This is a genomic window from Chryseobacterium sp. GP-SGM7, from assembly GCF_049166575.1.
GTDB lineage: Bacteria > Bacteroidota > Bacteroidia > Flavobacteriales > Weeksellaceae > Chryseobacterium.
In genome coordinates, this window is sequence record NZ_JBMHFF010000003.1 from 355,495 (window position 1) to 379,165 (window position 23,671).

Genomic DNA, 23,671 nt, shown 5'->3' on the forward strand with positions numbered 1-23,671 from the left:
ATGAGCGACTCTATAATTTTAGGTATCGAATCATCTTGTGATGACACTTCAGCAGCTATTATCAAAGGAAATTCTATTCTCTCCAACATTGCAGCCAATCAGGAAATCCACAAAGAATATGGTGGTGTGGTTCCGGAGCTGGCTTCCCGTGCCCATCAGCAAAATATTATTCCCGTTGTTGAAAAATCGATACTCAAAGCAAATATACAACAAAATGCAATCTCTGCCATAGGCTTCACAAGAGGTCCCGGTCTTTTGGGTTCTCTGCTTGTAGGAACGTCTTTTGCCAAGTCGCTCGCCATGAGTTTAGATGTTCCTTTAATAGAAGTAAATCACCTTCAGGCGCATATTTTAGCGCACTTCATCGACGATGCAAATCCTGTGCCGCCCAAATTTCCGTTTCTGTGTCTTACCGTGAGTGGCGGGCATACCATGATCGTTTTGGTAAAAGATTATTTCGACATGGAAATCATTGGAAAAACAACTGATGATGCAGCAGGTGAAGCTTTTGATAAAATCGGGAAAATTTTTGATCTGGATTATCCGGCTGGTCCTATTATCGACCGATTGGCAAAAGAAGGAAATCCTGATGCTTTTAAATTCAATAAGCCTAAATTAGACAATTACGATTATTCTTTCAGCGGAATTAAAACTTCGGTGCTGTATTTTATTCAGAAAGAAGTAAAGAAAAATCCTGATTTCATTAAAGAAAACATGAATGATTTGTGCGCTTCGGTTCAGAAATGCATCATTGAAATTTTAATGAATAAACTGGAAAAAGCGGCAAAAGATTCAGATATAAAAGAAGTAGCGATTGCAGGCGGAGTTTCTGCCAATTCTGCGCTGAGAAAAGTAATGCAGGACAATCACGAAAAATTAGGCTGGAATATTTACATCCCAAAATTTGAGTACACCACTGATAATGCAGCCATGATTGCTATGGTTGCCCAGCTGAAATTTGAGCGGGGAGAATTTACAGATTTAAGAACAACAGCCATTTCAAAATACGATTTGTAATTATTTTTACCGCAAAAGTTCCAAAAGAAATAATTGAAAATAAAGACTTACAAAGTTTACAAAATGTAAACGAGCGATTTTCATTTCATTATTCGTTTGCAAGCGGTAAAAAATTTAAAATATATTATTCGATGAAAATATTATTAGAAGAAAAAGTACTGGGAACGCAATCTAAGAAGAACTCAAAATATTATTGGGTTTTGGAAACCGTGACAGGAAAAAATGAAGTAAAAGAACAGACTGAAGAAGATGATTATTTAATGATAAATTCAGAAACAGGATTTATTCAGAATATTAAGGAAGAAATTATTGAGAAAATTAATGCTGAAAATGTTTTTAATTTTGATTTTGAGCCTAAGGAAGGAGATTACTTATCCATCAAAAATAATTTAAGGAAAAAGGAATATTTAAATTTAATTTTCATGAATAATATTTGGGTTGAAGAAATCTATATGTGTTCTTACCGTGATTGCGAAGGCGATGTTTACTCCACCATCAAAACCGGGGTAGCGTTTATCAGCGAAAATGAAATTTATTTTTAAACGATTCTACTTATTTTTTTGATTACAAAACTGGAAACAGGAGTCATTTTGTCATTCAGGAGGAATCTAAACAGCTTTATTTTCACTACATTAAGATTGACAAACAAGTCGTTAAAAACTAAATTATAACAATTTACAGACATTCATATTTACAGATACCCATCGAAATTTTAATATTTAAACAATGAAACTTTTTTTTGGCGAAATCATTAACGGAACAGCAATCATTAATGACGAAGAACAACAGCACATTGTAAAAGTTCTTCGTATGAAAGACGGTGAAGAAATTTTTGTTACAGACGGAAAAGGAAATTTGGCTTCCGGAACATTGATTATTGAAGGTAAAAAAGCAGGAATTGAGGTTTCTGAAATTAAAACTGAAACTCCAGATTTCAACCCGAAACTTCATATTGCGATTGCGCCGACAAAAAATATTGACCGCATTGAGTTTTTCGTCGAGAAAGCTGTGGAAATGGGAATTTCTGAGATTACGATTCTTCAGACTGAAAAAACTGAACGTAAAAATATCAACATTGATAAAATAAGAAAACAAGCCATTGCGGCTTCAAAACAAAGTTTGAGATTTCATTTTCCGATAATTAATGATTTAATTAAAATTCAGGATTTTTTGAAAAACATCAATTCTGAAACCACTTTTGTAGCGCATTGTAATGAAAATTTAGAACGAACGGAACTGAATTCTGTTCCAAACTTAGAAAATTACACTTTCCTGATTGGTCCGGAAGGAGATTTTTCGGATAAGGAAATCTTGTTTTTAGCAGAAAAAGGAATTAAGGCAGTTTCTCTGGGAAATCAACGTTTAAGAACGGAAACTGCGGGAGTTTTTGTGGCAGCCTGGAATTATAATAAAATGATTAATAATATCCGTAATTAGTAACAATTTACTTTTCAATGATCTTTTTGTCATTCTGAAAGAATCTAAACTGCTTTATTTTCAATGCATTGAGATTCTTTCAGAATGACAAAATGACTGCTTATTTTAGCATTAAGCATTCCTAAAAAGTAATATTATTATCCCTCAAATATTTTTCAAAAATCTGTTCACCACTTCGTATAGAATTTACCGCCCATCGAATTTTCATTCTCAGGAGTTTTTCTTCGTTCAGTTTATAATTAATATTCGATTTTATCAATTTCTGCTTCAGTTCATACATACAGATTGATGCCGCAACTGAAACATTAAAGCTTCTCGTAAAGCCATACATCGGAATCGCTAAAGTTTCATCTGCAAAATCTAAAATTTCCTGAGAAACACCTTCCATTTCAGTTCCGAAAACCAACGCAATTGGCTCGGTAATTTCGTAATCAGGCAAATATGTAGCATTTTTTTCTAAAGAAACCGCTACAATTTTATAGCCCTGACCTTTTACTTTTTGAAAAGAATCCATATTTCGGGGAAGTTTTTCTACTTCAACCCAAGTATCCGCACCTTTTGTAACCCTTAAATTAGGTTCAAAAATATTTTCTTCCTGCAAAGCAACCACTCTATGAAAACCGCAGGCTTCAACGGAACGTACAATCGCAGCTGCGTTTCTGAACTGATAAATATCTTCAATGACAGGAAGAATAAAATCTGAACTTTCGGGAGCGAAATGTTCAATTTTTCTCAATCTTTCTTCCGTTAAAAACTGCTGTAAATACTCGTAAGTTTTTGCTAAATCTTCCATCTTCTTTCAAATCTTTGCAAATTAACGTAATTTTGAAATTCTGAACCTCACACAGCTTTAAATTCTTCAATAAAACTATGAAAAGAAAAGTCCTGCTCATTTATACCGGTGGAACGATTGGTATGGAAAAAGATTACGAAACCGGAAGTCTCCGTGCATTTGATTTTGGAAATATTTTTGAAAAAATGCCCGAAATGAAGCTCATGGAATGTGAAGTTTTCGTACACCCTTTTGCACAGCCGCTTGACTCTTCCGATATGGGCCCTGAAGAATGGAGAATGATTGCCAATCTGATATTTGACAATTATAAAAAATATGACGGGTTTTTAATTCTTCATGGAACGGATACAATGTCTTACACCGCTTCTGCACTAAGTTTTATGCTGAAAGGTTTGACAAAACCTGTTATTTTAACGGGTTCACAACTTCCAATCGGAGATTTGAGAACCGATGCGAAAGAAAATCTTCTGACAAGTTTGTATTACGCAAGTTTATACGAGTTCAATGATGCCGTTATTCAGGAAGTTGCGATTTATTTTGAATACAAATTATTACGTGGAAACCGTACCTTAAAATATTCTGCGGAGTATTTTGATGCTTACGCAAGTCCGAACTACCCTATCTTAGGACAATCCGGGGTTCATTTGAAGATTGATAAGGATAATCTTTTCCGTTGCGATGGCAGAATTGAGTTTCATGTAGACCAGCATATTTCGGAAGATGTTTTATTCTGGAGAATTTTCCCGGGAATGAAACTCAATCATTTTAAAGAAATTCCGAAAATGAAAGTATTGATCTTACAGGTTTTCGGTTCGGGAACGATTTTCAGCAGTGAAAAAACTTTGGAAACTTTACAGCAAATAAGAAATAACGGAACTGAAATCGTGGTGGTAAGTCAGTGTATTTCAGGTGGAATTTCGTTTGGGAAATACGAGAATTCTAATATTTTTGCGAAAATCGGAGCCATCAGTGGAAGAGATATGACGGCTGAAGCTGCGATTACCAAAGCAATGCACCTCATTGACAATCCTAATTACAGCGGAAGTTTTGCAGATAATTTTTCATGGAATCTTTGCGGAGAAATAAGCAACTAATTTAAGTTAAGAATTTGCAGATTCAATAAAATAGCCTATTTTTGCAGTCTTCAAAACATAGAGAGGTGTCCGAGTGGTTGAAGGAGCTACCCTGGAAAGGTAGTATGCGGGTAACTGTATCGAGGGTTCGAATCCCTTCCTCTCTGCAAAAGCGTTGAAAATCAACGCTTTTTTTTGTTTTATATTATTATATTATTTTTAAATCAGTTCAGGGAAAATATTGTCATAAATTGATACGTGAAATCTGATTCATCTTTACGTATACACAAAAACTTAATCAACTAATTTACAGGTTTTTAAATAAAACTCAAACAGGATTAACGTAATTATACATAATTCATATTTGCGCAATGCATATAATTTGGATGCTACCTGCAAGCTGATTCGATGAGCCGTCACCAAAAGAAAATTATGACATTGAACAAATCGAAATTTCTTTTCCGCTTTCATAAACTTTGCCCCAATCACATAGACTTTCTAAAATCGGAACTAAATCCAGACCTTTATTCGTAAGAACATATTCTATCCCAACTGGAACAGTATCGAGAATTTCTTTCTTGACAATTATTGCGTGTGTTTCCAATTCTTTGAGCTGACGACCTAAAACTTGTTCAGAAATATTCGGCAATTCTTTTTTCAACAAATGAAAACGATAGTTTCCTTGTGAAATCGAATAGACAATTTGAGATTTCCAACGTCCGCTAATCATAGCTATTGCTGAATTTAACTCGCAAACCTGAAATAAAAATCGCTCGTTCATTGAATTGGTCGAATTTTCTTTTCTCATAACATATAAAGTTAGACTAACAATTTTGTTCGTTATTGCAAACTCAAAAACGCTTGCAGAACTTTGCTACAAAATTACAAAAATGAAACAGCTGATAATAATAGTATTCGCATTTACGATGAGCATATCAACAAAAGCACAATAAAAATGGATTTTAAAATCGGAAAATTTAGCAAAACCCGACACTGTTTTGATTTTCAAGCCAAAAACATATAATGCAACCGAAAAATATCCTTTGGTTTATTTGCTTCACGGATATAGCGAAAATTACAAACAATGGTCGCAAACAACAGATTTACAAAAGTTGTCCGACCAATATGACTTTATCATTGTTACGCCAGACGGATTTGCCTCATATTATGTCAACAGTCCGATAAATAAAGGTTTTCTATATGAAGATTTTCTCTTCTCGGAATTAGTTCCTAAAGTTCATACGTCGTTTAACATTGACGATAAAAATATTTTCATAAGCGGTTTAAGTATGGGTGGTTATGGAGCTTTGAGATATTTCATTTTACACAAAAATTATTTTAATACAGCAGGTTCTACAAGTGGAGCCTTGGAAATTGATTATGTGAATTTTCAGAAAGTAAGCCTACAATTTTGGCAGACAAACAGAATGACAGATGACTTGACAAGAAATCTTGGAAATCCAAAAATCGAAAATTGGAACAATTACAGCATATCAACGCTTCTGAAACAAAATACTAACTTTAAAAAAGCGTTCATTTTTGATTGTGGAACAGAAGATGTCTTATATCCAAACTCAGAAAACTTAAAATTACTAACTGATAAATTAAAAATACCGACAACTTTTATTAGTCAACCAGGCGACCATAATACAGAATATTGGAGTAAATCTATTGAATATCATTTCGTGTATTTTCAACAACACTTGACGAAATAAAGAACCGAAACACAGCCAGCAGGCAACAAGGGTTTTGCAATAGTGGGGCTGAAAGTGATAAATTGAACTTGTATACTTCTATCAACTTTTGTACATTAATTGAACGGAAGTGCTTCGATTGCCCCACCATCGCAAAGCCCCAAAACGTTAGCGGCAACCTTGACCGACCACCGCACAGACAGACAATTACAATCCGTTTAAAAATTTTTCTAAAAAAATTGCATTGTTTTTTAGAAACCAATTATCTTTGCTACAAAGATATTTAGACAATGAGCAAAAAACAAACAGACAACATTGCTGACAAGTTTAGAATTGTAAGCCGACAGTATTCAGACGCTTCAATCTTTATGCACGAAGCCATTGCACAAAAGGCAGGTTTGTCGGGTACAGACCACAAGTATTTAGGTCTTATACTTCAACATAAGGAACTAACCGCAGGCGACATTTCCAAGTTGACAGGACTGACAACAGGTGCTGTTACAGGCTTAATAGACCGTTTAGAAAAGAAAAAACTACTGAAAAGACAGTTTACCAAAGACGACAGACGAAAAGTAATTATTATACCAAGCGTTGAAAATAGTATGAAACTTTTGCAACCAATTTTCAGCGGACTGCAACAAAAAACCGCTGACCTTATTGCTTCGTTTTCTGAAAAAGAAATTTTAATCATTGAACGCTATTTTACAGAAGCAACCAACATTATGAAAGACATAACCAATAATTTAAACAACAAATAGAATGACAAAAATGGAAAATATAGCTACTTCATACTTGACAAGAGCCGAATTTTGGCTTTGCATTACGACACTCATTTATTTTTTAATGAATGGTGCACAAATTTTTGAAACACTTGTGTTTGTTCCTAAGTGGACAGCTTCACCGCCCGACAATTTCAAAATTCTGTTAGACGGAAAAGGAACAAGTTTGAAATTCTTTTGGATAATTTTTCATTCGTTACACGAAATTACATTCTTACTTGCCATAATATTTTGTTGGAAAATAGAACTCGTAAGAAATTGGTTGTTGATTTTGTTTGCCGTTCATTTTGCAGTTAGGGTTTGGACACTTGCATTTTTTGCACCAAACGTAATAGACTTTCAAAAAGTTGCGAAAAATCCGACACTTGCAAAAGACTTAATAATCCGAACTTCACTTTGGCAGACACTTAACTATGTAAGAGTTGCAATTTTCATTGCAGTATCAATCGGGCTAATACCTTTGTGTATGAAGTTATTTAACCTGCGACACTAATCCGAAAAGAAAAGGCAGCCGCTAACATCGGTTTTGCGTCAGGCGGGATAACGTGCTTCTATTGAAAATTTTGTGAATAATTGAAGTGCGATTCTTCGTATCAAGTGCAGTGCTAAAACCCCGCCCGAACGCAAAGCCCCAAAACGTTAGCTGTTATTTAACAGCTAAATTAATTAAAGTTAAAAAATTTCATTGACATAAAATTCTCAAAAACAAAAACCAGATCAATCGATCTGGTTTTCACTTGAAATACAGTTTTTACATTGCATTTCAACAATATAATGATGTGTATGAATGTTTTAATGATGAACTACTTTCCTAGCCCGGATTGCAACGACATCCTTTTTCTGAAATGGCTTTGTAAAAAAACGTTGGCGAAAAAGATACAGTGGAAAGCCGGATTAAGCTCCTAAAAAAAATCAATTGCAAATAGTAAGAAAAGTCTGATTTCTCATGTGAATTTTCATCATCGCTTCAGATCGTAGTTCACTGTAAATACTTTGTTCGAAAGCTTCCACTCCTTTCAGTTTATAGTCGATAAAATTTGCAATTCTCACGACCGAAAAATAGAAATTTCTGTATAAAGACATATCAACGGTGTTTCCGAAATTCGGGAGAAAAGCCTTTAAAAAAGGCAATTTTTTTTGATGTAAATCATAATCCGGGCAATACCCCGTTTTTTCCTTTGCCATGATGATTTCGTAATGATTGAGATAATCCAGAATCGTTTCATTTTCTTTCATCGTAACATTATTCTTTTGAAAATAAAGATGAATTCTATCTAAAATATGTTGCGCATATTCCATCATTGTGATGGTTTTTGTCTCGGAAACATTGCTGATTCCGGTTTTGAAGTTTTTGGCGTTGGCATGATTCCTATTGAATGAAATCCCAAAGTTTTCATGATACGGAAAGAAGCAGTTTTTTATTTCAATGGTCGCATCCGCCTGCAATCGTTCTTCTGAAAAATTGTAGCACAAATACGGCTTGTACATTTCTTTTACATAAAGCAAAAAGTCTGTCTCGGAAGTATTTTGATCGTTTTCAAACCACTTTTCAAGATTTTGGTAGTATTGATTTTTGAATTCTCTGAAACTTAAATAAAACGGGATTTCCATAGCTCTTAATATTTATACGACAAAGCTATAGGTGTAAAGCGTCAAAACTTGACGTGTTTTATCTTGTTCAAAATAAATTTTATTTTTTTCTGATTTTATTTAAAATTATTGAACTTTTTTAACCACAAAAGGCACAAAAGATTATATTCTGCTAGAAGCTACTCAAAAGATGGCAAAATTTTACATTTTGTCATCTTTTAAATAACTATTATTTCAGTTGTGTTTTTTTTATTTTGCGGGTAATTACTTTTAAATTTTTACCCGGATTTTAAAATACTAATCTCTAAAAAAAGTCCGGCTCTGAAAACAGAACCGGACTTCATGATTGAAATAATGATATATGAATAAAAAATACTTATTTCCAGCCGCCGCCTAAACTTTTGTAAATGTCGACAACGGTACTTAACTGTTTTTGCTTTGCTTCGATGAGTTCCATTTTAGCATCTAAAGCATCTCTTTGATTCAATAAAACTTCCAGATAATCTGCTCTCGAATTTTTGAAAAGCTGATTCGCAATGTCAATCGATTGGTCTAAAGCCTGAGTTTCCTGAGATTTCAACTGATAATACTGATCGATATTTTTTACTTTCGACATCAGATTTGAAATATCCAGATATGCATTCAGAATGGTTTTGTCATATTCGTATAACGCCTGAATCTGTTTTGCATCAGCAGTTTGGAAATTGGCTTTAATGGCACTTTTATTAATCAGCGGACCTGCCAATTCTCCCACCAGACTTGTCGCAATAGATTCGGGTAATTTAACCAGATAAGAAGGCTTAAATGCTTCCAGTCCGAGAGTTGCAGAAATTTCCAGGCTTGGATAAAATTCTTTTCTTGCTGCTTCTACGTCAAGTTTCGCAGCTTTTAATTCTAATTCAGCCTGTTTGATATCAGGACGATTTGCCAGCAACTGAGATGGAATTCCTGTATAAACCGTTTGCGGAATGGTAGACATAAAACTTTCCTTGGTTCTCACAATGGGTTGCGGATAACGACCACAAAGTGCATTAATCTGATTTTCTTTTTCCGTAATCTGCTGACGGATGGTATATTCTGTTGCTTTTGATTTTGCCAGTTCAGCTTCAAACTTTTTCACTGCCAGTTCGGTTGCAGCAGCTGCCTGCTTCTGAATTTTAGAAATTTCCAAAGCTCTTTTCTGCAATGTGATGTACTGCTGAATAATATCCAGCTGGTTATCCAGCGCCAATAAATCGTAATAATTATCTGCAACTTCCTCAATCAGATTAGACAGAACGAAATTTTTCCCTTCTACTGTTGAAAGATAATGTGCAACGGCAGCATCTTTTTCATTTCTGAGTTTTTTCCAGATATCGATTTCCCAGTTCGCCATCAAACCACCTTCGAAATTCCCAAGCGGATCGGGCATTTCTTTTCCTGGTTCAATTTCTGTGGAAGCATCTCCTGCTCCTTCGCTTGTATAACGGCCTACTTTGCTTACTCCAGCTCCCAAACCTGCTCTCACATTGGGAGAAAGTTTACCTTTTTTGGCAACAACGCCACTTTTGGCAATTTCAATTTCCTGAAGCGTAATCATTAATTCCTGATTGTTTTTCAGAGAAGTTTCAATTAAACTTACCAGATTGGGATCCGTAAAAAACTGTCTCCAAGGGGTTGTTCCGCTGTTGTTATTAACATCCTGATTTTCGTTTTGATTAAAATTCTCAGGAATATTATTTTTTACTTCGTCCTGAATGACGGTTGCCATCGGAGCTTTACAGCTTGCCAAAACAAGCGAAACGGCAATGGCTGCAATATATTTATTATAAATCTTCATGTTTATCATCGTGTTGATAAGGTTCTGTTTGTTCTGTTAAAGGATTTTCCTCTTCATATTTTGCCAGTCTCGTTTTATCGGCAATCGTTCCGAAAATGTAATATAATCCCGGAATAATCATCAATCCGAAAACGGTACCAAGAAGCATCCCTCCTGCTGCTGCGGTTCCGATGGTTCTGTTTCCTACAGCTCCCGGTCCGGTTGCCATTACCAAAGGAATTAATCCTGCAATAAATGCAAAAGAGGTCATCAAAATCGGTCTGAAACGAACTGCTGCTCCTTCAATTGCAGCTTTCGCTACGGAAATTCCTTCTTCGGCTTTTTTCTGAACGGCAAATTCAATAATCAATACGGCATTTTTACCTAAAAGTCCGATCAGCATGACCATGGCAACCTGAGCATAAATATTGTTTTCTAAACCTAAAAGTTTTAGACATAAAAATGCTCCGAAAATACCTGTCGGTAAAGAAAGAATCACCGGTAATGGAAGAATAAAACTCTCATACTGCGCCGATAGAATTAAATAAACAAATCCTAAACATATTAAGAAAATATAAATAGCTTCGTTTCCACGACCTACTTCGTCTTTTGAAATACCTGCCCAGTCGATTCCGAAACCTCTCGGCAACGTTTTATCGGCAACTTCCTGAATTGCTTTAATAGCTTGTCCGGAACTGTAACCCGGAGCCGGAGTTCCGCTTACCTCAGAAGAGTTGTACATATTGTGTCTTGTAATTTCCGAAAGACCGTACACTTTTTCCAAATGCATAAAATCTGAATACGGAACCATCTGATCTTTGTCGTTTTTCACATATAATTTCAACAAGTCACTTGGCAAAGCACGATATTGAGGACCTGCCTGCACAATCACCTTGTAAGGTCTGTCGAAACGGATGAAACTTGTTTCGTAGTTTGAACCAATTAATGTCGATAAATTATCCATTGCTTTTTCGATACTCACGCCTTTTTGTTCGGCCAAATCGTTATCAATTTTAAGCATATATTGAGGGAAACTTGCAGAGTAAAAAGTAAACGCAGATCCTAATTCCGGACGCTTTTTCAATTCTTTTACAAAGTCTGTACTCACCTGCTCCATTTTCTGGTAATCACCACTTCCAGCTTTATCTAAAAGTCTTAATTCAAATCCACCTGCAGCACCATAACCAGGAATAGAAGGCGGTTGGAAAAATTCAATATTAGCTCCGGGAATATTTTTGGCTTTTTCCTCGAGTTTTTCGATAATTTCGGCGGCAGATTCTGAACGTTCGTCCCAACTTTTAAGGTTAATTAAACATGTTCCTGAGTTTGAACCCGTTCCTTCCGTTAAAATTTCGTAACCCGCTAAAGATGAAACAGACTGTACGCCATCAATATCTTCAGATTCTTTCAATAATTCTCTTGCAATCTGATTGGTACGTTCCAACGTTGAACCCGGCGGAGTCTGGATAATTGCATATATCATTCCCTGATCTTCACTTGGTATAAATCCTGAAGGCAATGAATTACTCAAGAAATAAGTACATGCACAGAAAAGTAACAGTAAAGGAAGCGTAATGAACTTTTTGGTCACTGTTTTATTCAGTACTTTTTCATATTTCCCAGCTCCTTTATTAAATAAACCGTTGAATTTATCTAAAAGAATAGTAATCGGACCTTTCTTTTTCGCTTTTCCGTGGTTATTTTTCAGAATTAAAGCACATAAAGCAGGAGTCAGTGTTAATGCAACAACTCCCGAAAGAATAATCGCTGAAGCCATTGTAATTGAAAACTGACGATAGAAAACTCCAACCGGACCCGACATGAACGCTACCGGAATAAATACCGCTGCCATGACCAAAGTAATTGCGATAATTGCTCCGCTGATTTCGTGCATTGCTTCTTCAGTCGCTTTTAATGCAGAAAGTCCTTTTTCTTCCATCTTAGCGTGAACCGCTTCAATCACTACAATGGCATCATCGACGACGACCCCGATTGCCATTACCAAAGCAAAAAGCGAGATCATATTTAAAGTAATTCCAAATGCAGACATTACCGCAAAGGTTCCTACTAAAGAAACCGGAACTGCAATAGCCGGAATCAGCGTTGAACGCCAATCTCCCAGGAATAGAAATACCACAATCGCTACTAAAATAAATGCTTCAAATAAAGTATGTACTACTTTTTCAATTGATGCATCCAGGAATCTTGAAACGTCATAACTGATGTCATAATGCATTCCTTTAGGGAAATTTGTCTTTTCCAATTGCGTCATCAACGTTTTTACGTTTTTTATAACGTCACTTGCATTGGAACCGTAAGATTGTTTTACCGTGATTGCAGCAGACGGTTTTCCATTCAATGTAGAATAAATATCATACATCGAAGAACCAAATTCGATATCCGCAACATCTTTCAGCCTAACAAATTCTCCAGCTGATTTAGCTTTAAGAATAATATTTCCGTAATCTTTTTCATTATTAAAACGTCCGGAATATTTCAGAATATATTCAAAAGACTGAGAACGTTTTCCTGAACTTTCTCCTGTTTTTCCCGGGGATGCTTCCAAACTTTGCTGGTTTAAAGCTTCCATCACTTCATCAGCTGAAATATTGTATGCCGTTAAACGATCCGGTTTTAACCAAATACGCATTGCATATTCACGGGTTCCCAAAATATCGGCAAAACCAACTCCGCTTACCCTTCTTAACTCAGACATTACATTAATATCTGCATAGTTGAAAAGAAATTTCTGGTCAGCTTTCGGATCGTCACTGTATAAATTGATATACATCAACATATTCGGTTCTTCACGGGTAATTTTCACCCCTTCACGAACTACCAACGGCGGAAGTTTGTTCACTACCGAAGATACACGGTTCTGCACATTTACTGCAGCTACGTTAGGGTCGGTTCCTAAGTCAAAAACCACCTGAATAGAAGCTTCTCCATCGTTTCCGGCATCGGAAGTCATGTATTTCATTCCCGGCACACCATTTAAACCTCTTTCCAACGGAATAACTACAGATTTAATCAGCAATTCGTTGTTTGCACCCGGATATTCTGCGGTGATGTTTACTTTTGGCGGTGAAATGGATGGGAACTGAGTGATCGGAAGTTTCATTAACGATAAAACTCCCATAAAAACGATAATCAAAGAGATTACAATCGACAGAACGGGTCTGCGGATGAATTTTTTAAACATGATAATGTTGGATGTTAGATGTTAGATGATGGATGTTTAATGATTCGCTGAACATTTGGAAAATCAATCATCGATTATCATTTATTTTTACTCTGCTTTTAATTTTAAAGACTGAAGAACTTTCTTCGGATCCTGGAATTTCACCTTTACTTTTTGGTCATCTTTCACTTTCTGAACACCTTCTAAAAGAATTTTATCACCACTTGAAAGACCAGATGCAATGACATAAATATCCGGAAGTTCATAAGAAACTTTGATATTTCTAGATTTTGCCACACCATTTTTATCGATTACAAAAACATATTTCTGATCCTGAATTTCGTACGTTGCTTTTTGAGGAATAATTAACGCATTGGTTAACGGTAAAGTCATACGCACTTTTCCGGTTTCACCATTTCTTAAAAGTTTCTCAGGATTCGGGAACTTCGCTCTGAAAGCAATATTTCCGGTTTCATTATCAAACTGACCTTCAATGGTTTGAATTTGTCCTGTCTGATTAAATATATCACCGTTTGCCATTACCAAATTCACATTCTGGTTTCCACGGTCTGCAACATTTTTCTGATAGTTTAAATATTCGGGTTCAGAAACATTGAAATAACTGTAGATGTCTGTATTGTCTGAAAGTGTAGTCAGCAAATCACCTTCATCTACCAAACTACCCAATTTTAAAGGAATTCTGTCGATAACACCGGAAAATGGAGCTTTGATGTCTGTGAAAGAAAGATGAATTTGTGCCAATTTCATTTCTGCATTGGCAGCATCTAACTTAGCTTTCGCCATTAATCTTTCATTCTTAGAAACGATATTATTATCGGATAATGTACTCGCATTTCTAAGTTCAATAGATGCCTGTTCAACTTCGGCTTTCGCTTTTAATAATTCAGCCTGATACAATTGAGGCATAATTCTGAATAAAGTTTGTCCGGCTTTTACATACTGACCTTCATCAACATATATTTTTTCAAGGAAACCTTTTTCCTGAGCCCGAACTTCGATGTTTTTTACCGACTGAATCTGTGCAACATAATCTTTATTAATAATTGTATCCATTTTCACAGGTGAGGTCACCGGATACACAGAATCTTCTTGTTTTTCTTCTTTTTTGCTGTTACAATTTGCCAACAACAGCAAACTGCCGAGAGCGACGAATGAAGCTACTCTTTTCATAGGTATAAATTTGTTTATTTAAAAAAATTGCCCGACGAAATCAAAACAAAGTATTGGTTTTTCTAAGACCCAAAACTTGTGATTTCATAAATTTGAGGGATAGATCGTAAATGAAATTTGAATGATGTGCAGAATAAACGCACCGAATTATTCTGTCTTTAGGATAAGACAAAATATAAATTGATAAAAAGTACTATATTCTGATAGAACGGATAAAAATGAATCTTTTTACAGACAGAATATCTGTGACAAAATCGAAAACCTGTGGCTTTAATCTTTTGCGATAGTTTAAGCCAAAAACATAGATAAATCCGAAAACACTAGCAAAAACCAAAATCGTCTTTGCTGCATCAGAAATCTGAAAATTGCCTTCGCTTAGTTCAAAAGAACTTGCAGCAACATTGTCTGCCTGTTGTTGGACAGATATTTTTTCTAAGGTCTGATTCAGACGGTTTGCTCTTTTTGGAAGATTTTGAGAATTATGAGTGGTATAGTCATTACGCAATGTATTTACATTGAGTCTGCTTTCTACTACAAAAAGCAGAAAAAGCCCGGTAAGAAAATATATAATTGCGTTTTTCATTTGAAGCAACAAATGTAAGCTTACATTTATGAATTCTAAAATCAATTAACAATATTTAACTGTAATTTAATTTAACTGAAAATTTTGAACATATTTTATTGTCAAATTAATAAAATGTAGTTATACAGCGAAAAATCAGGAAAGCGTTTCACAAATAATAATTAAAAAGATTATAAAATAAAAAAATTCAGTTATTTTATCAAAAATTAACATTTTATACTAAAAATAATTGTAATTTTATAAGTAATTATTTACACCAATACTCACACCATATAAAACATTAATATTATGAAAAAAGCCTTACCTATATTACTTTTAGTATTATATACTTTAACATTTACAGCGTGTACTCACTCTGCAAAAGATCCAGATTTACAAACAGTTGAAGCCAAAACGGAGATTTCAAATGACGAAATCTCAAAAAAAACTATTGTTGATCGCCATGGTGATGAAATGGAAATTATCACAAACAACACAAAAAATACGGTAACGGTGAGACTTAACGGAAAATCATATGAGCTTCATAAAAATTTTGAAAATGCAGGATTTTCAACTTCCGATAATAAATACCAATTTAATGAAACCAAAAATGAAGTTACTTTCTTGAAGAAAGATGCAGACATGGTATTATTTCACGGAAAAAAAGATCAGGCATCAACAAAAATGGCTTCACAATAGCAGAAAGAAGTTTTAGTAAACATCTTTTTACTTAAATCTATCAATCGAAACTTCTGATGGCAATGAAATATTGTTCTCGATAAAATCGAATAATATTTTTGAAAAATAGCATCCATTCAAAATTCCTCTTGCCCCCAATCCGTTAAAAACATAAAAATTAGAATGCTCAAAATGTCTTCCTAAAATAGGTCTTCGGTCTTTTACTGTCGGTCGGAAGCCAAAATGAATTTCTCTGATTTGAAAATTGCCCGGATAAAATTCTGAAAGTCCTTTTTGTAATTGTTCAACCGCAGAATCGTCGATCTCATAATGTAATTGTTCACGGTCGTAAGTTCCGCCATAAAAATGAAGATCATTTTCTACAGGAAATAAAAAGTGCTTTTTTTTGATGGTAATATCATCCGGAAAAGATTCTGAAAGTTTTACCCGAATATGATGGCCTTTGTTTGGAATAACTGTAATATCTGAGAAGTATGGATTTTCTTTCACTGCCATTCCTTCACAAAAAAGAATATTTTTAAACTTAAAATCTTTGTATATTGAATCTGCAGCACTAATTTCTGAATAATTGAATTTTTCTTTGATTAAATTTCCATTATTTTCTAAATAACCCAATAGACCTTCAAAAAAACCTTTAACGTGTAGTCTCGCAGATTGATTCACCTTTCCTGTGAGAAAATCGTTTTTTACTCTATTTAAATGATGAAAATTTTCATCTAAAAAGTTTTTTAAATCATCATTAGCAGATTTTCTGAGCCAAAGTTTTTGCTCATTCTCATCATGAAAAATCCTGTGAATAGGAGATTCAATTAAATAATTTTCATTTGTGTAAGACTCAATTTCTTTTAAAGTTTTTTTTAGAAAGTTTATTTGCTCCTGAGCCAGCCAAAATGTGGTAAACTTTTTAAGCACTACAGGATTAATGATACCTGCAGAAATTTGGGAAGCACTTTTCTTACCTTCTGAGAAAACTACAAATGATTTGTTATTTAAAATTAACTGATGCGCAAAAAATAATGCTGCATAACCATCACCAACAATGATGTAATCGACGTTTTGCATAATAAAAAAAAACCTGAGTAAATGTACTCAGGTTTTTTATAAATATCAAGTGAAATTTAGTAATTCCACATATCATTTTCCATTTGAAGAATCTGATCTTTGATTCTTTGGCTTTCAGCCAACTGCTCTTCAGCATTTCTAGGAATATAATCTTTAATTGTACCATCACCAAGACCATTGGTAGACTTGTAGATGATTGAAGAGAATCTTCTTGCATTGATAATATCATCAAAAGATAAATCTGCAGACGAGTTTGCTCTGTTGAATACATAATTGTTTGCTAAAATATCTCTTGCTTTCGGATAATAAACCCAAAACAAATCGATAAGTTCATCGTTGCTTGCAATAGGTTTACCTTCAGCATCATATACACCTTGAACAGCTGGATCAGGACCCATTGCAGCAATACCAATTGGTCTGTATTTCATCATACCGTCTCTTTTATCGATAAACCACATTCCCATAATTTTCAAAACTTTAACTTTGTCAGTTGTGGTTCTGAAAACATCTGTATACTGTTTCTTTTCTTCTTCTGTAAGTGCTCTTCCAGAATTAAGAATATCAATAGCTGCATTATCTACAACAACTTTTTCAAGTCTTCTTTTGATTGCTTCAGGCGTAAGTTTATCTGAAAAGTTTTCATCATCATAAACTTCTTCAATCTTACCTTCTAACGCTGCATCTAATAAAATCTGATATAAAGATCTTGTAGTTTTAGAAAGCAATCCATTTGGATTATCATAGTAAAAAGGCTGATTAATTTTATCATTTAGGTCAATAATTTCCCAAACCATCATACTTTTTAAGATATCTTTCTCATCTACAAAACCATATTCTAAAGGAGTTACTTTATTGCTAATAACAGTATCACCTACCTTTTTCATATTTTCAGCTCTCATCTGTCTGAATTCTTCCGGAGAAGAGGCATTTAGAATAGTTTGAGAGAATGCAAACCCAGAAGCTAATACTAAAAGACTGCTAATATATTTTTTCATAATAATTGCTATTTAATCTTAAGGAACATTTATAATGATTGGAGTAATTCTCTTAATCGTTTGACCATCCAATCCTTGCGCAGTTGCTTTAATTTCAATAATTGAAACAACATCACCTGATCTAACATTTTTCAATAAACCTGCCGCACCATCTAAAGAGTTACCTTTTACTAACATGGCAGCCCTTCCTGGGATTCTCACCATAAATTCAGTTACATTAAATGTTACAGGGAAATCAAAATCAGGAATTGCAGCTTGTACAATTTGATTCTGAATAGACTGAGCTGGCATTGTAAGAACATTTTGTCCTCTCATTTGACCTTGCGGTGGAGGTACATTTTTAATTCTGTATTCAAATACCTGTGATACTCTCTTACCTGTAGGATCAACACCTGAAAGCGTTAGATTGATTGTATTACCAGTCGTTGGTTTCACATTCCATTTACCTTTTCCAGCACTTGAAACACTTCCACCAGAAGCTGTCAACGATAATTGAGCATTATCTGCACCAAGGATAGATCCTGAAACAGGGTTTTGCAATCCTCTATACATCACATTCATCTTATCAGCAGAAAGTAATAAACCTTGTTCTAGTTTTACTTGTTGAGGACCAGCGATTACATTATAAGTATGCGTGAACGGGAATTGCTGAGCTTTTCCTGAAGCATCTGTTAAAGTAATTACACCACCAATCTTTTTCTCACCAATACCACCTGTATTTAAAGGAAGATAACCTTTACCGTTCTCTTGTCTGCTTACACCACTGATGCTGATTTTGTTACTGTTTGAATAATTTCCTAACATAATAACTGCTTCAGCTTTTTTACCAGCAACTACATCTGTAGGAGCAGAAACAATGGCTTCATAGCTTGTAAACTTAATACTTGCATCAACTTTTTCCTGAAGCATTAACGCCAATGCATCTGACTGTACGTTTCTTGCATCATTCTGAATAATTTCTAAATTTGAAATCGCTGCAATAAGCGGCTGATGATAGAATTTATTCTGAAACCAAGTCTTACCGTTCGGAGATTTTCCAGCAGGGTATTCTGCGATAATAGATTTATTAGCTCTATCAACCAGTTTCTGCAACTGAGCATTTCCTCCGAAATTATCAATGATATATTTTCTTACATCATCCAGTTGCTTTTTAAGTTCTAAAGCTTTGGCTGAAGGAGAATTCTCATCACCTTCTTTAAAGAAATACTCTGTGGTAGCTTCATTATTATTCAAAGCAGAGAAATTCTCACTAACATCCATATCTTTCCCAGTCTCATCTTTGTCGTGGAAGTCAGATTGTTTTTTTAATGTTACTTTAATTTCTTCAGCAGATTTTACCAAACCATCGATTTTCGTTTTCAAACCTTGATACTGAGCCCACGGCTGAGCATAAGTATCTGGAACTTGCTGCGCTTTTGCTTCAAGAGTTTTTTCGAAAATATCTTCATTCTTCTGCTCTGTTAAAAATCTTGTTTCGTTAAGAGCTCTTGTAGAATCATAATATGATCTGATGATTTCAACATCAATGTTTAGGGCCATCATTGCGATGAACACCAAATACATTAGGTTGATCATCTTCTGACGTGGAGTCTGTTTTCCTTTTGCCATTCTTTTTTCTTTAGTTTTTGTTTAAATAATGGTTAAGGATTATGATTTCATAGCAGTTAACATACCACCGTAAACTCTGTTTAGGCTGTTTAAGTTGGTTGTTAAACCTTGTAATTCCTGATTAAATTTCTCAGACTGCTCTGCTGATTTTTGCATATCGTCAACATATTTCTTAGCGAATTCTGATTGTCTCTGACCGTTTTCCAATTGCATTGCATACAAAGCATTCATACTTTCCATGTGTGTAGCAGCTTTGTTTAACTGATCATTGTATTTGTGAGTAGAAGCAGATACGTCAACAGTTTGGTTGATCTGATCTACAGAACTTGAAAACTTGTCAATACCTGTTCTAAGTCTGTCAAACAATTGTACGTCAAGCTTTGCATCCTGAAGCATTTTATCTAACTTCCCTGAAAGAGAGTTTTCCAATTCAGCAAAATGATCACTTGTATTTTTAGCAGAGATATTTGAGTGTAAAGGGTTAGGATTTGCGTGCTTATCCAACAATTCAGGATAAACGTTTTCCCAGTGGTAAGACTCTTCCGCAGCTGGAGGGTCAAACGCAAAAATAATAAAGATAATTGCCTCAGTTACAAGCCCTACTGTAAGAGCCATGTTACCATTAATCGGGCCTAAGGTAATGTGAGTAATTTTAAGCCAAGCTCCAAGAATTACAATTGCAGCACCGAATGAATAGAAGAAATTCATCCAAGCATCTTTAGTCTTAAACATATAAGTTAGTTTTTTTTAAGTTTTAAAATAAATTAATATTGAAAATAGAATCAGTAATTCCTTATCTGTTAACTCTTTTTACTTTAACAGCAGCCTCAGGAATATCCTGTACAGTTCTGAAACCGATATAACTTCTCGCAGAATCTTTGTTTTCCCAATCTCTTCTACCGTTCATCAACATGTAACCCACATCTTTCCAAGAACCGCCTCTTACAGATTTTTTGTTATCTGCTTTAGCTGTAATTGAAGGATTTAAAGTGGACGAGAATCCGTAAGCAGAATTATTATATCCAGAAACAGTCCACTCAGAAACGTTACCCGCCATATCAAATAATCCAAAACCATTTTTCTTGAATTTTTTCACAGGAGCCGTGTAAGTATATGTTCCTTTTACTTCATCTTCCATGTAGCTTCCTCTTTTTGGTTTGAAGTTTGCTAAATAACATCCTCTGTCATCCATTAAATAAGGACCTCCCCAAGGATAATCAGCATTTTCTTTACCTCCTCTTGCAGCATATTCCCATTCCATTTCGTTAGGAAGACGGAACTCTAAAGGTCTTTGTTGTCTTCTTTTTAAGCTTTCGTTGTAATCAGACTTCAATTTTGATCTGAAATTACAGTATGCTCTTGCCTGATCCCAAGTTACCCCTACAACAGGATAATCTTTGTAAGCCTTGTGCCAGAAATACTGCTCAAACAAAGGCTCGTTATAAGTAAAGTGGAAATCATTTACCCAAACTGTTGTATCAGGATAAATTGCAATACTTTCGCTTCTTAAGAAGTTTACACCTCTTTCGTTATCAGCAATCGCAGCTTGCATATCTCCCCACTTATAATTGTATTTTAATTTACTTACGTCAATAAGTCTTTCGCTACCCACTCTGGAAGAAGCTGGTAAATACATAGACTCTAACACTTCAGCATATTCTACATCCGGATATTTAGATGTACTCCAATGTAATGGAATTTTCCAATCTAATCTTTTGCTTGCATCAAAACCATCATCTCTTCCACCTGCTCCTTCAAGATATTCCTGATAAGGTGTAAGGTTTTCTTCTTTTTTAGCTAAATAAGCATAATCACCAATACTCTGACCTCTACCTTTACCGTCGCCTCCTTCTCCGGCAGCTTCAGCAAGCATAGTTCTAGCAATAGAATCTCTTACATAATTAATGAAAACCCTGTATTCTGCATTGGTAGTTTCTGCTTCATCCATAAAGAAAGGAGCTACAGTTACCGTTTTCAAAGGTGCAGTTTCGCCGTTATTGGTAAATGATTCACCGGCCATACCCGCAATAAACGAACCGCCCGGAATTGCCACCATACCATAAGGTCTCTGTGCAACAAATGATTTTGCTTTTTCTCTAGGTATCAATTCTCCTTTTGTTCCTGGCTTCCCTACAGAAGAAGATCCACCACCTGAACAAGATACCGATGCTACCGACGCAGACAATAATAAAAGAAATATCCTTTTCATGTTAATTTTTATAATTAAGCCGTAAATATATAATTTTTTTAAGAAACTTTTAAGATTTTTTTTAGAATAACGAAAAAAATCTAAACTTATTTTATTTCCAAGTACTTTTTACTCTACCGTCACAGATTTTGCAAGATTTCTTGGCTGGTCAACATTTGCCCCTCTGTAGACCGCTATATAATAAGCCAATAACTGTAAAGGTACCGAAGCAACGATTGGAGAGAAGCATTCTGATGTTTCAGGAATTTCAATGACGTAATCTGCCATTTCACTCACCTGTTTATCTCCTTTATTTACGACTGCGACAACCTTACCTTTTCGAGCTTTAATTTCCTGAACATTGCTTACAATCTTGTCATAATGCCCTTTTTTAGGAGCAATAATAACGATTGGCATATTTTCATCGATTAACGCAATTGGCCCGTGCTTCATTTCTGCTGCAGGATACCCTTCCGCGTGAATATAGGAAATCTCTTTTAGTTTAAGAGCACCCTCCAAAGCAGCAGGATAATTGTAACCTCTTCCTAAATAAAGGAAATTTGTTGCATTAATGAAATCTTTAGCAATATGTTGAGTAAGCTCATGAGTTGCTTCCAGAACTTCTTCAATTTTTTTAGGAATAGCATCTAATTCTGAAATGAGACTCATAAATTCAGCATTTCCTAAATTGCCATTATGCTTTCCTAGTTTTAAAGCAATTAAAGAAAGAATCGTTAATTGAGCAGTAAAAGCTTTTGTAGAAGCAACACCTATTTCGGGACCTGCGTGAGTATAAGATCCTGCATCTGTAATTCTTGCAATAGATGAATCTACTACATTACAGATACCGTATATAAACGCGCCTCTTTCTTTAGCCAATTTCAAAGCTGCCATAGTATCGGCAGTTTCTCCTGATTGAGAAATAGCAATTACTACATCTTTATCTGTAATAATCGGATTTCTATATCTAAATTCTGAAGCATATTCTACTTCAACAGGAATTCTTGCAAATTCTTCAATTAAATACTCACCAATTAAACCTGCGTGCCATGAAGTTCCGCAAGCAATAATAATGATTCTGTTTGCATTTTTGAATTTTTCGATATGATCCCAGATTCCGGCCATTTTAATGACCCCTTCATTTACAATAAGTCTTCCTCTCATTGTATCGTGAATAGATTTTGGCTGCTCAAAAATTTCTTTAAGCATAAAATGCTCATAACCACCTTTTTCGATCTGCTCTAAACTTAATTTGAGCTCCTGAATTTCAGGAATTATCTTAGAATTATCTGTAATGGTTCTGATATCTACACCTCCTTCTAAAGAAATGGTTGCCATGTGACCTTCTTCAAGGTAAATAGCTTCTTTTGTAAATTCAACGAAGGGAGAAGCATCAGATGCAATGAAATATTCTTTTTCACCAATACCAATTGCTAAAGGAGAACCTAATCTTGCAACAACTAAAACCCCCGGATAATCTTCATGCATTACAGTAATTGCGTAAGCTCCATAAACCTCATTTAATGCATATCTTACAGCTGTAGGAAAATCTGTTTCAGAATTTAAATCTGTAAAATACTGAATGAGATTAACTAAAACTTCAGTATCAGTCTCAGATTTAAATGAAAACCCTTTTTCGGTAAGCATTGTTTTAATCGTATCATAGTTTTCTATAATACCGTTGTGAACAATAGCAACTTTACCATTATTTGAAATATGCGGATGTGAATTTCTATCGCTGGGAACACCATGAGTTGCCCAACGAGTGTGTCCCATCCCTATTTTTGCTGTTCCTTTTAAATCACTGGCAATATTAGCCAAGTCGTCTACTTTACCCTTAGTTTTTTCAACACTAAAGCTGTTGGCTTCATTTTCCAACACAATTCCGGCACTGTCGTAACCTCTGTATTCTAATCTTCTAAGACCATTGATAACAATATCATAAGCATCTTGAAAACCTGTATAACCAACTATTCCGCACATAATTTAATCAAGTGTTTTTTT

General features: G+C 34.8%; 21 protein-coding genes and 1 tRNA gene. 9 read left to right on the forward strand and 13 right to left on the reverse strand.

The window, feature by feature from the left end:
- The 3 genes from tsaD to ACOOWA_RS14070 all read left to right on the forward strand — a co-directional run bounded on the left by tsaD (position 1) and on the right by ACOOWA_RS14070 (position 2,454).
- Positions 1 to 1,017 carry a tRNA (adenosine(37)-N6)-threonylcarbamoyltransferase complex transferase subunit TsaD gene (tsaD, locus tag ACOOWA_RS14060; protein WP_421376123.1) on the forward strand — a complete coding sequence of 339 codons (1,017 nt, stop codon included), beginning with the start codon at positions 1 to 3 and terminating at the stop codon, positions 1,015 to 1,017.
- Positions 1,018 to 1,148: 131 nt separating this feature from the next.
- Positions 1,149 to 1,559, forward strand: a complete 411-nt coding sequence (locus tag ACOOWA_RS14065; RefSeq protein WP_421376125.1) for a hypothetical protein — start codon at positions 1,149 to 1,151, stop codon at positions 1,557 to 1,559.
- 184 nt (positions 1,560 to 1,743) lie between these two features.
- Positions 1,744 to 2,454, forward strand: a complete 711-nt coding sequence (locus tag ACOOWA_RS14070) for an RsmE family RNA methyltransferase (RefSeq protein WP_421376126.1) — start codon at positions 1,744 to 1,746, stop codon at positions 2,452 to 2,454.
- 121 nt (positions 2,455 to 2,575) lie between these two features.
- Here ACOOWA_RS14070 and ACOOWA_RS14075 read toward each other — a convergent pair whose 3' ends face one another.
- The gene (locus tag ACOOWA_RS14075; RefSeq protein ID WP_421376128.1) at positions 2,576 to 3,247 is read right to left on the reverse strand and encodes a TrmH family RNA methyltransferase; all 672 of its coding nucleotides are present in this window, start codon (positions 3,245 to 3,247) and stop codon (positions 2,576 to 2,578) included.
- Positions 3,248 to 3,324: 77 nt separating this feature from the next.
- On the opposite strand from ACOOWA_RS14075, the gene ACOOWA_RS14080 reads away from it, so the two are divergent.
- On the forward strand, positions 3,325 to 4,341 hold the full coding sequence (locus ACOOWA_RS14080; RefSeq protein WP_421376130.1) for an asparaginase: 1,017 nt from the start codon (positions 3,325 to 3,327) through the stop codon (positions 4,339 to 4,341).
- Between the two features lie 59 nt (positions 4,342 to 4,400).
- Positions 4,401 to 4,487 (forward strand) — tRNA-Ser (locus ACOOWA_RS14085).
- Between the two features lie 263 nt (positions 4,488 to 4,750).
- Here ACOOWA_RS14085 and ACOOWA_RS14090 read toward each other — a convergent pair.
- Positions 4,751 to 5,128 carry a winged helix-turn-helix transcriptional regulator gene (locus ACOOWA_RS14090; protein WP_421376131.1) on the reverse strand — a complete coding sequence of 126 codons (378 nt, stop codon included), beginning with the start codon at positions 5,126 to 5,128 and terminating at the stop codon, positions 4,751 to 4,753.
- Positions 5,129 to 5,279: 151 nt separating this feature from the next.
- Between ACOOWA_RS14090 and ACOOWA_RS14095 the strand changes: the two genes are divergently transcribed.
- The 3 genes from ACOOWA_RS14095 to ACOOWA_RS14105 all read left to right on the forward strand — a co-directional run bounded on the left by ACOOWA_RS14095 (position 5,280) and on the right by ACOOWA_RS14105 (position 7,286).
- Positions 5,280 to 6,035: an alpha/beta hydrolase gene (locus ACOOWA_RS14095; RefSeq protein WP_421376373.1), complete on the forward strand. Its 756-nt coding sequence runs from the start codon at positions 5,280 to 5,282 to the stop codon at positions 6,033 to 6,035.
- A gap of 269 nt (positions 6,036 to 6,304) precedes the next feature.
- Entirely contained in the window at positions 6,305 to 6,772 is a 468-nt protein-coding gene (locus ACOOWA_RS14100) for a MarR family winged helix-turn-helix transcriptional regulator (protein ID WP_421376133.1), read from the forward strand.
- Between the two features lie 10 nt (positions 6,773 to 6,782).
- The gene (locus ACOOWA_RS14105) at positions 6,783 to 7,286 is read left to right on the forward strand and encodes a transposase (protein WP_421376134.1); all 504 of its coding nucleotides are present in this window, start codon (positions 6,783 to 6,785) and stop codon (positions 7,284 to 7,286) included.
- A gap of 419 nt (positions 7,287 to 7,705) precedes the next feature.
- Here ACOOWA_RS14105 and ACOOWA_RS14110 read toward each other — a convergent pair whose 3' ends face one another.
- From ACOOWA_RS14110 to ACOOWA_RS14130, 5 genes are all read right to left on the reverse strand, one after another.
- Entirely contained in the window at positions 7,706 to 8,404 is a 699-nt protein-coding gene (locus ACOOWA_RS14110) for a hypothetical protein (RefSeq protein ID WP_421376136.1), read from the reverse strand.
- Positions 8,405 to 8,759: 355 nt separating this feature from the next.
- Entirely contained in the window at positions 8,760 to 10,202 is a 1,443-nt protein-coding gene (locus tag ACOOWA_RS14115) for a TolC family protein (RefSeq protein ID WP_421376138.1), read from the reverse strand.
- The gene (locus ACOOWA_RS14120; protein ID WP_421376140.1) at positions 10,189 to 13,383 is read right to left on the reverse strand and encodes an efflux RND transporter permease subunit; all 3,195 of its coding nucleotides are present in this window, start codon (positions 13,381 to 13,383) and stop codon (positions 10,189 to 10,191) included. Before ACOOWA_RS14120 ends, ACOOWA_RS14115 begins: the two co-directional genes overlap by 14 nt.
- Before the next feature lie 87 nt (positions 13,384 to 13,470).
- The gene (locus ACOOWA_RS14125; protein WP_421376141.1) at positions 13,471 to 14,553 is read right to left on the reverse strand and encodes an efflux RND transporter periplasmic adaptor subunit; all 1,083 of its coding nucleotides are present in this window, start codon (positions 14,551 to 14,553) and stop codon (positions 13,471 to 13,473) included.
- Positions 14,554 to 14,746: 193 nt separating this feature from the next.
- A complete protein-coding gene (locus ACOOWA_RS14130) occupies positions 14,747 to 15,136 on the reverse strand; it encodes a hypothetical protein (RefSeq protein WP_421376143.1) in 390 nt (129 codons plus the stop codon).
- Between the two features lie 288 nt (positions 15,137 to 15,424).
- Here ACOOWA_RS14130 and ACOOWA_RS14135 point away from each other — a divergent pair, with 288 nt between their 5' ends.
- On the forward strand, positions 15,425 to 15,814 hold the full coding sequence (locus ACOOWA_RS14135) for a hypothetical protein (protein ID WP_421376145.1): 390 nt from the start codon (positions 15,425 to 15,427) through the stop codon (positions 15,812 to 15,814).
- Between the two features lie 27 nt (positions 15,815 to 15,841).
- Here ACOOWA_RS14135 and ACOOWA_RS14140 read toward each other — a convergent pair whose 3' ends face one another.
- The 6 genes from ACOOWA_RS14140 to glmS all read right to left on the reverse strand — a co-directional run bounded on the left by ACOOWA_RS14140 (position 15,842) and on the right by glmS (position 23,650).
- Positions 15,842 to 16,876, reverse strand: a complete 1,035-nt coding sequence (locus ACOOWA_RS14140) for an NAD(P)/FAD-dependent oxidoreductase (protein ID WP_421376147.1) — start codon at positions 16,874 to 16,876, stop codon at positions 15,842 to 15,844.
- A gap of 56 nt (positions 16,877 to 16,932) precedes the next feature.
- On the reverse strand, positions 16,933 to 17,871 hold the full coding sequence (gene gldN / locus ACOOWA_RS14145; protein WP_421376149.1) for a gliding motility protein GldN: 939 nt from the start codon (positions 17,869 to 17,871) through the stop codon (positions 16,933 to 16,935).
- A gap of 18 nt (positions 17,872 to 17,889) precedes the next feature.
- The gene (locus tag ACOOWA_RS14150) at positions 17,890 to 19,479 is read right to left on the reverse strand and encodes a GldM family protein (RefSeq protein ID WP_421376151.1); all 1,590 of its coding nucleotides are present in this window, start codon (positions 19,477 to 19,479) and stop codon (positions 17,890 to 17,892) included.
- A 39-nt stretch (positions 19,480 to 19,518) separates the two neighbouring features.
- On the reverse strand, positions 19,519 to 20,211 hold the full coding sequence (gene gldL, locus ACOOWA_RS14155; RefSeq protein WP_421376153.1) for a gliding motility protein GldL: 693 nt from the start codon (positions 20,209 to 20,211) through the stop codon (positions 19,519 to 19,521).
- Between the two features lie 61 nt (positions 20,212 to 20,272).
- Entirely contained in the window at positions 20,273 to 21,688 is a 1,416-nt protein-coding gene (gene gldK / locus ACOOWA_RS14160; RefSeq protein ID WP_421376155.1) for a gliding motility lipoprotein GldK, read from the reverse strand.
- A 108-nt stretch (positions 21,689 to 21,796) separates the two neighbouring features.
- Entirely contained in the window at positions 21,797 to 23,650 is a 1,854-nt protein-coding gene (gene glmS, locus ACOOWA_RS14165; RefSeq protein ID WP_421376156.1) for a glutamine--fructose-6-phosphate transaminase (isomerizing), read from the reverse strand.
- Positions 23,651 to 23,671 lie beyond the last annotated feature (21 nt).